The organism is Bradyrhizobium sp. 190, from assembly GCF_023073415.1.
Taxonomy (GTDB): Bacteria; Pseudomonadota; Alphaproteobacteria; order Rhizobiales; family Xanthobacteraceae; genus Bradyrhizobium.
Map to the genome: position 1 here is coordinate 1 of NZ_JADPJL010000051.1, position 11,594 is coordinate 11,594.

Annotated in this window: 8 protein-coding genes; 4 read left to right on the plus strand and 4 right to left on the minus strand. The window is 63.7% G+C overall.

Annotation, left to right across the window (positions count from 1 at the left end):
• Window positions 1-240: 240 nt before the first annotated feature.
• Window positions 241-432, minus strand: coding sequence for a DUF1192 domain-containing protein (locus IVB22_RS26705; RefSeq protein WP_247520237.1), 192 nt, complete (start codon window positions 430-432; stop codon window positions 241-243).
• Window positions 433-539: 107 nt separating this feature from the next.
• On the opposite strand from IVB22_RS26705, the gene IVB22_RS26710 reads away from it, so the two are divergent.
• Together IVB22_RS26710 and IVB22_RS26715 are read left to right on the plus strand one after the other, a co-directional pair.
• Window positions 540-1,538 carry an NAD(P)H-quinone oxidoreductase gene (locus tag IVB22_RS26710; RefSeq protein WP_247520238.1) on the plus strand — a complete coding sequence of 333 codons (999 nt, stop codon included), beginning with the start codon at window positions 540-542 and terminating at the stop codon, window positions 1,536-1,538.
• 120 nt (window positions 1,539-1,658) lie between these two features.
• Window positions 1,659-4,535, plus strand: a complete 2,877-nt coding sequence (locus IVB22_RS26715; RefSeq protein WP_247520239.1) for an EAL domain-containing protein — start codon at window positions 1,659-1,661, stop codon at window positions 4,533-4,535.
• A 142-nt stretch (window positions 4,536-4,677) separates the two neighbouring features.
• Here the strand turns inward: IVB22_RS26715 and IVB22_RS26720 are convergent, their stop codons facing one another.
• A complete protein-coding gene (locus IVB22_RS26720; protein ID WP_247520240.1) occupies window positions 4,678-6,222 on the minus strand; it encodes a L,D-transpeptidase in 1,545 nt (514 codons plus the stop codon).
• A 409-nt stretch (window positions 6,223-6,631) separates the two neighbouring features.
• Entirely contained in the window at window positions 6,632-6,889 is a 258-nt protein-coding gene (locus IVB22_RS26725) for a hypothetical protein (RefSeq protein WP_247520241.1), read from the minus strand.
• A 133-nt stretch (window positions 6,890-7,022) separates the two neighbouring features.
• Here IVB22_RS26725 and IVB22_RS26730 point away from each other — a divergent pair, with 133 nt between their 5' ends.
• Window positions 7,023-8,549: a diguanylate cyclase gene (locus tag IVB22_RS26730; RefSeq protein WP_247520242.1), complete on the plus strand. Its 1,527-nt coding sequence runs from the start codon at window positions 7,023-7,025 to the stop codon at window positions 8,547-8,549.
• A gap of 254 nt (window positions 8,550-8,803) precedes the next feature.
• Here IVB22_RS26730 and galU read toward each other — a convergent pair whose 3' ends face one another.
• Window positions 8,804-9,685: a UTP--glucose-1-phosphate uridylyltransferase GalU gene (gene galU / locus IVB22_RS26735; protein WP_247520243.1), complete on the minus strand. Its 882-nt coding sequence runs from the start codon at window positions 9,683-9,685 to the stop codon at window positions 8,804-8,806.
• A gap of 242 nt (window positions 9,686-9,927) precedes the next feature.
• Between galU and IVB22_RS26740 the strand changes: the two genes are divergently transcribed.
• Window positions 9,928-11,307, plus strand: a complete 1,380-nt coding sequence (locus IVB22_RS26740; protein ID WP_247520244.1) for a lytic murein transglycosylase — start codon at window positions 9,928-9,930, stop codon at window positions 11,305-11,307.
• Window positions 11,308-11,594 lie beyond the last annotated feature (287 nt).

The following is an 11,594-nucleotide window of genomic DNA, read 5'->3' on the forward strand; positions in this document are numbered from 1 at the left end:
CGCACCAAACCCGGCCCCATCACCATCAGGCATGGCCTCCAATACTTCTTGGGCGTCGCCTCCGCGTGGGAAACCCTCAAAGATGTGTGAATCAGCTAGTGCGAACGCAGGGACCCATAACCACCGGCGGTTATGATTGCGGGAAGTCGGCCAGCGGCCTGTCACAAGATGGGCGCGGGGTATGGGTCCCTGCGTTCGTGTTCGCAGGGACGACGTGGTGAGAGATCGCGTTCGAAGACCTTACGACTTGAAGAAACTGTCCGCAGCGTCCTTTGACGCGCGCTTTTTTTTGACCGCTTCTTGCAGCCGTTCGATTTCCGAATTCATCAGCGCAATGCGCTCGGTCAATTCCTCGACCGACAGCAGCGACAGATCCTGGCCGATCTCGTGAGTGATTTTCTTCCGCGGCTTGTCGTCATCCTCGATCGCCATGCGTTTCTCCTTGCGCTGGGCGGTCCCCGGAGCGGTTGCCAGCCGGAGCCGGGCTGGTTAATCAGAGGCCGCCTTCAAAATTCTTCAGCGTTTCGCAAGGACAAATCATGGAAAAGCTGCCCGCGCAAATGACCGTCGTCGGTATCAGCAAGCCCGGCGGCCCCGAGGTGCTGTTGCCCGAAACCCGCGCGGTGCCAACGCCCGGTCCGGGCGAAATCCTGGTCAAGGTGATGGCCGCTGGCGTCAACCGCCCCGACGTCGCGCAGCGCTCCGGCGCCTACCCGCCGCCGCCCGGCGCCAGCGACCTGCCCGGCCTTGAAATCGCGGGCGAAGTGGTCGCACTCGGGACAAGCGCCAGCAAGCACAAGCTCGGCGACAAGGTGATGTCGCTGGTGGCAGGCGGCGGCTACGCCCAATATTGCATTGCGCAAGACGCGCAGGCGATGGCAGTGCCGCCGTCGCTCTCGATCCAGGAAGCCGGCGCGATCCCGGAAACGCTGATGACGGTCTGGCACAATGTGTTCGAGCGCGGTGCGCTGAAGCCCGGCGAAACCTTGCTGATCCACGGCGGCTCATCCGGCATCGGCACCATGGCGATCCAGCTCGCCAAGGCGTTCGGCTCCAAAGTGATCGTGACCGTCGGCTCGCAGGACAAGATCGACGCCTGCCTGAAACTCGGCGCGGACCGCGCGATCAACTACAAGACCGAGGACTTCGTCGCCGTGGTCAAGGCGGAGACCAACAATGTGGGCGCCAACCTGATCCTCGACATGGTGGCCGGCGACTATGTCGATCGCAACTATGACGCCGCCGCGGTCGATGGCCGTATCGTGCAGATCGCAACCCTCAACAGCCCCAAGGTCACCGTCAACATTGCCAAGGTGATGGTGAAGCGGCTGACCCACACCGGCTCCACGCTGCGCCCCCGTACTAATGCGGATAAGGCGGCGATGGTCGCGGCGATCGAGGCCAAGGTGATGCCACTATTGCGCGATGGACGGGTAAAACCGCTGATTGACAGCTCATTCCCGCTGGAAAAAGCCGCCGACGCGCACCGGCGGATGGAGACCAGCGCACATATTGGCAAAATTGTGTTGGCCGTTTAGCCGATCGCAAGTGGAGCGAAGGCGGAAACCCTTTGATTCGCTTTGCTTTCATGTCATTTATCGCGGCAACGCCGACCCGTTCGCTGGGCCGGGAAGGTCGTTGTTCGCGGAGTACTGACATTGCGTCTGATCAGGTGCCTTGCGCTGGTTGCGCTGGGCCTCATGATTGTTGCGGCTGCGCCTCCGGCGCACGCCATTGACGCGGTCAGCGTCCGCAGTGACGCGCCTGCCATCGATCTCACCGCCGTGCTCGACCACCAGCGCAGCGAAACCGACCGCATCCAGGTTTCGACGGCGCCGGGAACCGACGGCATCGTTCGCCGCATCGAGGTCCGCGCCCGCGAGGGCGGACAGAACTGGGTGGTGTTCGCGCTCGCCAACAACACCGACGACCAGCTCGACCGTCTGATCGTCGCGCCCCATTATCGCATCGTGTCGTCGGGCCTGCTGTGGCCCGATCTCGGCCTGTCGCGCATCGCGACCATCACGCCGTCGGTCGGCGATCGTCCCGAGCGTCAGGAAAGCGCCACCGCCGACATCTTCCGCATCACGCTCGATCCTGGTGCCGTCGTCACCTTCGTTGCGGAACTGCGCACCGATAAACTGCCGCAGCTCTATCTGTGGGAACCCGACGCCTACAAGGACAAGGTCAATTCGTTCACGCTCTACCAGGGCATCGTGATCGGCATCTCCGGCCTCCTGGCGTTGGTGCTCACCATTCTGTTCGTGGTGAAGGGCAGCATCATGTTCCCGGCCGCCGCCGCGCTCGCCGAGGCGGTGCTGGTCTATATCGGCGTCGATTTCGGCTTCTGGGGCAAGGTGCTCGACATGTCGAACAACGCCGAGCGCGTCTGGCGCGCGGCGGGCGAAGCGATCCTGGCGGCGACGCTGTTGGTGTTCCTGTTCGCCTATCTCAATCTCAGCCGCTGGCATGTGCGCTATTCCCACATCACCGTCGGCTGGCTGGCCTTCCTCGGCTCGCTGGTGGCGCTGGCGCTGTTCGATCCCGCGGTCGCATCGGGCATTGCGCGCATCTCGCTGGTGCTGATCGCCTTCGCCGGCTTTACGCTGATCGTCTATCTCTCGACGCATGGTTTCGACCGCGCGGTGCTGTTGATCCCGACCTGGTTCCTGCTGGTGGTCTGGGTGATCGCGGCCGGCATGACAGTGGCGGGCTCCGTCACCAACGACATCGTCGGCCCCGCACTGCTCGGCGGCCTCGTGCTGATCGTGATGCTGATCGGATTTACGGTCATGCAGCACGCCTTCGCCGGCGGCGGCGCGACCACCGGCATTGTCTCCGACGTCGAGCGCCGCGCGCTGGCGTTGACGGGCTCCGGCGACCTGATCTGGGACTGGGACGTCTCCGCCGACAAGGTGTTCACGAGTCCCGAGACCGAAAGCCTGCTCGGGCTGAAACGCGGCACGCTGGAAGGCCCGGCCGCAAAATGGCTCGAGGTGTTGCATCCGCTTGATCAGGATCGTTTCCGCGCAGCCCTCGACAGCGTGCTCGACCAGCGCCGCGGGCGGCTGGTGCAGGATTTCCGCCTGCGCACGCCCGATGGCCATTTCATGTGGTTCGCGCTGAAGGCGCGCCCGGTGGTCGGCTCCGACGGCGAGGTCTCGCGCGTGGTCGGAACGCTCACCGACGTCACCGAGATCAAGAACGCCGAAGAGCGCATGCTCCATGACTCCGTGCATGACAACCTCACGGGTCTTCCGAACCGCAAATTGTTCATGGATCGCCTTGGCGCGGTGGCCAATTTCACCAAGAGCATGCCGAGCCTGCGGCCGACGCTGATGGTGATCGATCTTGACCGCTTCAAGCAGGTCAATGATTCCGTCGGCATCGCGGTCGGCGACTCCATCCTGCTGACGCTGGCGCGGCGGTTGACGCGCATCCTCAAACCGCAAGACACGCTGGCGCGGCTGGCCGGCGACCAGTTCGGCCTAATCCTGATATCGGAACAGGACCCGGCGCGCATCACAGCGTTTGCCGAAACCATCCGCAAGACCATCCGCGCGCCGATCGCCTTCAACGACCGCGAGATCTTCCTGACCGCTTCGATAGGGCTCGCGCTGTCGGATCCGCAGACGCAATTGACGGAGGAAATCATCAAGGACGCCGAGCTTGCGATGTATCACTCCAAGCGCATCGGCGGCGACCGCATCGACGTCTACAAGCCGGCCATGCGCGCCCGCAAGACCGATCGCCTGACGCTGGAAAGCGAACTGCGCCGCGCCATCGAACGGCAGGAAATCACCATTCTGTACCAGCCGATCGTGCGGCTGGAAGACCGCTCGATCGCCGGCTTCGAGGCGCTGGCACGCTGGGACCACCCCAAGCTCGGCCGGATGTCGCCGTCGGAATTCATCACGATTGCCGAGGAAATCGGCCTGATCGTCGATCTCGGCATGTTCGTCCTCGACCAGACCGCGCGGCAGCTTTCGGTGTGGCAGCGCGCGATGCGCTCGCGCGAGCCGATCTTTGCCTCCGTCAACGTCTCCTCCCGGCAGTTGCTGCGCCACGATCTGATCCACGACATCCGCACCGTGCTGTCGCGCTCGTCGGTCGCGCGCGGCACACTCAAGCTTGAGCTTACGGAATCGCTGGTCATGGAGAACCCGGAGCACGCGGCGCAAATGCTGACCCGCATCCGCGAACTCGGCACCGGGCTGTCGCTCGACGATTTCGGCACCGGTCATTCCTCGCTGGCCTATCTCCAGCGCTTCCCGTTCGACACCATCAAGATCGACCAGTCCTTCGTGCGCACCACTAGCCGCGGCACGCGCCCCGTGATCCTGAAATCGATCATCGCGCTTGCCCACGACCTCGGCATGGACGTGGTCGCGGAAGGCGCCGAGACGGATTCGGATGCGGTCGAGCTCTATCAGCTCGGCTGCGAATACGCCCAGGGCTTTGCCTTCGGCGAACCGATGGACGCCGACGCCGCAATGCGGCTGCTCACGGAAGAACGGCTCGAAGCGGCGAGCTAGCCTCTTCGTCGCCCCTGCGAACACGTTCGCAGGGGCCCATACGCCGCGGCCTCTCCGTGAAGTGATGGAGCCAGTTGCCTTTGCAGCAACAACGCCCTGTGGTTATGGGTCCCCGCCTTCCCTACGCGCGGCGTGCCGCGTCTTACCACCAGCCCGGTTGCACCGGACGATAGTACTGGCCGCCGCGGCCGCGCGTGTTGCCGGTTTGGGGGGCCGGACCGCGCGGGAAATTGAAGAAGCCGAAGCCGCCGTCGCCCTGGACGTCGTCGCTCGCAACGAGGACATCGGCCGTCGGCCGGCGCGTCACGAAGCCGCCCTGGGGCTCGGTGCTCAGCACCGCGACGAACTCGGTCCGATAGTTGGTCTCGCTGCTCAGCGGCTCGTCCGAGACGACGATCGAGGATCGCGGCAATGCGGTCGGCGCGATGCGATCGAGCACCTCCTGCGGGATAGTGATGCGGTCGAGCGCGGCCTTGGCGTTGTCGCCGTTGTCGATCGTGACCGCGGTCCAGCGCAGGCCCGCCTCGTTGCGCGCCACCGCCGTGAACACATGCGTGCCGATCGGTCTTTCGGGATTGCGGATCGTGACCGGAGCCTCAATCGTCGCATCGAACACGATGCCGCCGCCGTCAGGTGCCGGCTTATGCGTGGGGCGGCGCACGTAAAGCTTCTGCGTCGCGCGGCTGATGTAGATCGAGACCGGCTCGAGCGCGAGCTTCGCCTCGGTCGCCGCTTTGGCGGTGTCGACCTTCCGCGTCTGCGCCGTCTTGGCGGCTTCCTTTGCGACGGCGGCGGCGTCGAGCTTCGATTTCGCGTCGGCCTTGGCGGTGTCGACCTGGTTTCCCAGCTCCGCGGCCTTGGCGGCGGCCTTTTGCTTGAGGTCCTCGGCCCGCGCCTTGGCCTCGTCCGTCTTGGCGGCGGTGAGCACCTTGTCGGCGTAGGCGAACTCGGCGTCGGCGCGGGTCTTGAGTCCCTGCAGCTTGCGCAGCGACGCCGTCACCGACGCCGTCTCGCGCGCCGCTGTTGCGGCGGCCCTCTTCGCCTCGTCGGCCGTCTTGGCTGCCTCGGCCGCCTCGCGGGGGAGCGCCTCGGCCCTGGCCGGCGCGGCAGCGATGGCCTCCGCTTTCGGCACCAACAGCGCCGGGTGGGAGAACTCGACCGGCTCGGCGTTATCAGGCGAGACGATTACCCGCATCCCGATCCGCGTCCTGTCGAACAACTTCTCGGCAAAGCCAAAGGGCATCCGCACGCAGCCGTGCGAGGCCGCATATCCGGGCAGCGGCCCGCCGTGCAGCGCGATGCCGTTCCAGGTGACGCGTTGCATGTTCGGCATCTCGGCATCGTCATAGAGGCTCGAGCGGTGATCCTTGTTCTTCTCGAGAATGGCGAACACGCCGGCGGGCGTCTCGCGTCCCGTGGTGCCGGTCGAAACCGGCGCGCGCATGATCCAGCCGTCGGCGTCGTAGATCGTGACCTGCTGGGTCTTGATCGACACGATCGCCATGATCGGCTCGCCTGCATCACGCGGCGCCACCGCCTCGGTGGAGGGCTTGGGGCGCGCCTGTCTCGCCGCAGCGTCGGCGGTCAGCGCCGTCAGTGCGGCCATCACCGCGAGCGTCACAGTGGCGGGAGAACCCCAACGCCGTATCGCCACGATGGATCGCGCCGTCGTAAATCGATTCACCATGCCATGCCCCGGTTGAAATGCCTGTCCGCGCTTGCATCGATCAAGATCGCGACTTTTGGATTAACTAACCGTCGCCACCATCCATGCCGCCATTTCGCTCCTTAAGACGATCGGCACGTCCGTTGGCAATTCTGTCATATACGACAGCCCGCGTAGCAGGAAGGGTGGCGGCTGAAATTGGCACTTTTGGGACGTGCAGCGTGTAGCGAGACGACGTCTGCTAGCTAGCACCCCATATTATCCGCTAATCCTTGGCCCACAGTATGCTGATCCGCGTTTCATCGACGAAACTCTCGATGTCCTGATCGGGCCGGCGGAACAGACTGCGTTCGACGATGACCCGAACGGCCGCTGACCGTCCCGCACGGGTGCTGCATGCGCCCGGTGATGACGGGGGGACGGCAAGCGCTCATCGCCTCACGGGCATCTTCTTGAACTTCACGCTCTTGCCATCCGCCTGCCGCGTCGCGATGTAGCCGCCTTCCAGGCAGGCCTCGCGCTGCGGCATTTTCTCCTGCGGGCTGCGCAGGGTTTCCCACCATGACGCGCGCTGCGCGGCACGCGGCAGGGCCGCGTCGATGATCTCCTCGATCTGCTCGAAACTCAGCACGAATTCAGGAAGTTTCTGCTTCTTCAGATAGTCCCGCAGCAGGTCGTAGTCGTTCACCCGTGTCTCCAATGGCGATTTGCGCAAAACCGTCGTTCCCGGCAACCAAGCGTTAACTGATTATCATATCGCTGTCGCCGTTTAAGCCCGCAACAACATATCCGGCCGCATACCGGAAGGATTGGAGCGGTCGATGCCTTTTGGACGGCAAAGCGATGGGACCAGAATTGGCTGGTTCAGGAAAGACTCCGGCCGTCGGCCCTGGCGGCTGTCGGCGAAGCTGTTGATCGCGTCGTCGATCGCGACCGTGATCGGATTCTCCACGATTTGCGCCAGCGTGATGCTCGACATGCGCCGCGGCGAGGAAGAGCTCGCGCGCCAGACGCTCGAAAATCTCGCAGCCGGCATCGATGCCGACATCAGCCGGAATATCGAACTCTATGACCTCTCGCTACGCAACGTCGCCAGCAATCTGGTGATGCCGAAGATCAGGAGCGTCAGCAAGGAGATCCAGCACCTGATCCTGTTCGATCATGCCGCCACCGCCAAACATTTCGGCGTAATCCAGGTGTTCGACGCACAGGGCAAGCTGACGCACGATGCGGCAAGCCTCGATCCGGCCACGGAGGATCGCAGCGACGAGGAGTATTTCCAGGTCCACCGCGCCAATCCCGATCTAGGCCTGTATATGAGCCGCCCGATGCTGCGCCGCGGCGCCTATTCGATCGTGCTCAGCCGGCGCATCAACGATACCGATGGTGGTTTTCTCGGAGTCGTGGTGGGCTCGATCCGTTTCACTTATTTCCATGACCTGTTCGGCCGGCTGACCCTCAACCCCGGCGATACGATCACGGTGCTACGCCGGGACCGAACGATCATCATGCGGAAGCCTTTCGACCTTGATGTCATCGGGAAGAACCTGGCGGAGCGGCCAAAGTGGCGCGCGGACAATCTGAAGGAAGGCGCCGCTTACGCCGGCGTCGGGCCGGTCGATCCGACACCGCGGCTCTACGTTCGAAGCGGCAGCACGAACTTGTTCTTTGTCGTGGTCGGAAAGCCGTTGGCGAGCATCCTGAACCTTTGGCACCGGGAGGTGCTGCGGATCGGGGTGGTCATGATGACGCTGATCCTGTTCGTGGCCGGCACCACGCTGTTCCTCGCGCGCGAGATCGGCCGCCGTGCGGAGGCCGAAGAGAAACTCGAAGAGCTCGCGACGACGGACGCGCTGACGGGGCTAAAGAACCGACGCAAATTCGATATCGAGATCGATCTGGAGTGGCGGAGGGCAGCGCGCAACAAGACCCCGGTCGCGGTGCTGATGATCGATGCCGACCATTTCAAAGCCTACAACGACACTTACGGACATCAAGCCGGCGACCAGGTGCTGGTCGGCATCGCGATCTGCATTTCGGACGCGGTTCGGCGGGCCGGCGACTGCCCGGCGCGCTACGGCGGCGAGGAATTCGCGGTGCTGCTGCCGGGCCTCTCGGCGGTGGAAGCGTTCACCGTCGCCGAAACCATCCGCCTGAAGGTCGAAACTTGGGCGGAAGACCCCAATGTCACGACGGTCAGCGTCGGCGTGGCGAGCATCACGCCCACGGCAGCCATCGACTGGTCCTATCTCATCGAAGCGGCCGACAAGGCGCTCTACGCGGCCAAGGCCAACGGCCGCAATCAGTCGGTGCTCGCCGCGATCCCGCAGCTCGCGCTGGTGGCGTAAGACGAACGCTGCACTATTTCTGTTGCGGCGGACGAGCTTCGTCGTCTCGCTTCTTCGGCAAAGCGTCGAGATAGGCTTTGACCTCCTCAAGGCCAGCCTTGATCTTATCAAATGCTCTCTTCGTCATCCCTCTCCCCGGTATCTCGTCATTGCGAGCGAAGCGAAGCAATCCATGCTTCAGCATATGCGGACCGATGGATTGCTTCGTCGCTTTCGCTCCTCGCAATGACGGCGATAGGCCTCCGCGCCTCTCCTCACTTCTCCAGATACTTCTTCATCTCCGTACGCAGGTCGTCGCGCAGATCGGCGCGCGCCATGCCGTAGGCGATGTTGGCGCGCAGGAAGCCGGGTTTCGAGCCGCAATCGTGCCGCTCGCCCTCGAACTCCACGCCGTAGAACTTTTGCGTCGTGGCAAGGGTTTTCATCGCGTCGGTGAGCTGGATCTCGTTGCCCGCGCCGCGCTCCTGGGTCTCCAGGATCTTGAAGATTTCCGGCTGCAGGATGTAGCGCCCGGTGATCGACAGGTTTGACGGCGCGGTGCCCTTCGGCGGTTTCTCCACCATGCCGTCGACCTCGAACATGTTTTTGGCGAGCCGCTTGCCGACGCCGCAGATGCCGTATTGGTGCGTGAGATCGTCAGGCACCGCCTCCACCGCGAGCAGGTTGGACTTGCTGCCGAGCTTGGCTGCAGCCTCGATCATCTGCTTCAGGCAACCGGGCGCATTCAGCACCAGTTCGTCCGGCAGCACCACCGCGAACGGCTCGTCGCCGACGATGTCGCGCGCGCACCAGACCGCGTGGCCGAGGCCGAGCGGCGCCTGCTGGCGGGTGAAACTGGTGGCGCCGGCCTCGGGCTGGTCGCGCGCCAAAATGTCCTGCTCGGCCTTCTTGTTGCCGCGCGCGGCCAGCGTGGTATCGAGTTCGAACATCCGGTCGAAATGATCCTCGATCACGCCCTTGTTGCGCCCGGTGACGAAGACGAAATGCTCAATTCCCGCTTCCTTGGCTTCGTCGACCACGTACTGGATCAGCGGCTTGTCGACGATGGTCAGCATTTCCTTCGGCATCGCCTTGGTGGCGGGCAGGACGCGGGTGCCGAGACCGGCGACCGGGAAGACGGCTTTACGGATTTTCATGGGATGTCGGAAGCCTTGATATTGAGGACTTTGGAAATGAGGAAAGTGCTTTGATTGCACGTTGATAGCCGGTTTGCACCCCTGAACAAAGGCGGATGTATGGTGGCCGTTCGCCTCCCCTTGCGCGCACCGGACGCCACAACAAAATCCCCTCTGTTAAGCTACTGGAAACCGTGACAGGGCCTTCTGACACGAGATTGGTTGCAACGGACGGACATGGCATGGGTCTGATGGAACGAGCGATGAGCAATCGAACCGGCGCGGTCCTAATCGCGGCCGCGCTGTTGTGTTCCAGCGGCCAAGCCCAATCTCAAGGCCAATCTCAACCCCAATCCTCCGGCAACGGGGTTTCGAACTTTTTCGGCAACATTTTCTCAGGGCAGAAAACCGCGCAGCCGCAGGCCGCGCCCGGCCCGGACGGCGGTCCGCCGCCCTGGAGCGGCGAGGACGGCGCCTCCGGCCATCCGCTGATGACCGCCTCCGCCATCCGGGAAGCGGCGGCGAATTTTCAAAATTGCGTCGCCTCGATGTGGCCTGATGCCGCACGCCGCAACATCACCCGGGAAAATTTCGAGCGCTTCACCGCAGGCCTCGCGCCTGATTTGCGCATCATGGACCTGATGGATTCGCAGCCCGAATTCACCAAGGCGATCTGGGACTATCTCGATATCCTGGTGAACGACAACCGCCTCGCCAAAGGGCGCGAGATCCTCGCGAAGTACAAGCCGCAGTTCGACGCGGTGGAAAAAGCCTACGGCGTCGATCGCTACGCGATCGCCTCGATCTGGGGCATCGAATCCAACTACTCGACGCAGATGGGCGACCGCAACGTGGTGAATTCGACGGCGACGCTGGCCTGCGTCGGCCGCCGCCAAGCCTATTTCAAGGACGAATTCCTCACCGCGCTGGAAATTCTCAATCGCGGCGATCTGCGTCCCGAACAAATGCGCGGCTCCTGGGCCGGCGCGTTCGGGCCGACGCAGTTCATGCCGACCGCCTTCAAGCGCTACGCCGTCGATGCTGACGGCGATAGCCGCCGCGACGTCGTCGACAACGCTGCCGATTTGATCGCCTCCACCGCCAACAATCTCAAGAAGGATGGTTGGCAGACCGGCCGGAGTTGGGGCTACGAGGTGGTGCTGCCGGAGGGCTTTAATTTCATGCTGGCGGACAAGGCCAAGGCGATGACGATCGCACAATGGCAGCAGCAGGGAATGAAGCGAGCCGATGGCAAGCCGTTCCCCGACACGACCGAAAAGGCCTATTTGCTGGCGCCTGCCGGCACGCAGGGGCCCGGCTTCCTGATGCTGCAGAATTTCCGGGTGATCATGAAATACAACCCGGCGGAGGCCTATGCGCTGGCGATCGGCCATTTTGCCGACCGCCTGCGCGGCGGACCCGCCTTCGTGCAGCCCTGGCCGCGGCAGGAACGGGTGCTGTCGCGCGCCGAACGGCTGGAACTGCAGCAGCTCCTGGCCCAGCGCGGCTTCTACAAGGGCACGCCGGACGGCCAGTTTGGCGGCCAGACGCGGGAGGCGCTGCGCGGCTTCCAGGCCTCGATCGGGGCGCCGGCGGACGGGTTCGCCTCCTCCGACGTGCTGGAGCGGCTGCGGGGGCGTTAAATCTTGCTTTCAGCCCGAAAGTAACCCTGAAAACCACGATTCGGCAGAAGCCTTGACGGTCAGGCCGGAACCCCGGTTTATGAGGAAAATCTGCCCGCTTGCGGCCCGATTCCAGTACTATATTTGACATCTCACGATCCATTACGACCCGAGCCGGATGCGAAAGCCAAAGTCCTTCTTGCGCGTGTTCACCGACACCGGCCCGCTGGTGGCGCTGGCGGTTGCGATCGCGCTCCTGATCGGGATCGTCGGACCTGCGTCGGCGCAGTTCTTCAATTTCGGAGACG

What these genes read in the sequence shown, in the direction of transcription:
- IVB22_RS26740 (WP_247520244.1), top strand. Translation starts at nt 9,928, where the DNA reads ATGAGCAATCGAACCGGCGCGGTCCTAATCGCGGCCGCGCTGTTGTGT.
- IVB22_RS26705 (WP_247520237.1), bottom strand. Translation starts at nt 432, where the DNA reads ATGGCGATCGAGGATGACGACAAGCCGCGGAAGAAAATCACTCACGAG.
- IVB22_RS26720 (WP_247520240.1), bottom strand. Translation starts at nt 6,222, where the DNA reads ATGGTGAATCGATTTACGACGGCGCGATCCATCGTGGCGATACGGCGT.
- IVB22_RS26730 (WP_247520242.1), top strand. Translation starts at nt 7,023, where the DNA reads ATGCCTTTTGGACGGCAAAGCGATGGGACCAGAATTGGCTGGTTCAGG.
- IVB22_RS26710 (WP_247520238.1), top strand. Translation starts at nt 540, where the DNA reads ATGGAAAAGCTGCCCGCGCAAATGACCGTCGTCGGTATCAGCAAGCCC.
- galU (WP_247520243.1), bottom strand. Translation starts at nt 9,685, where the DNA reads ATGAAAATCCGTAAAGCCGTCTTCCCGGTCGCCGGTCTCGGCACCCGC.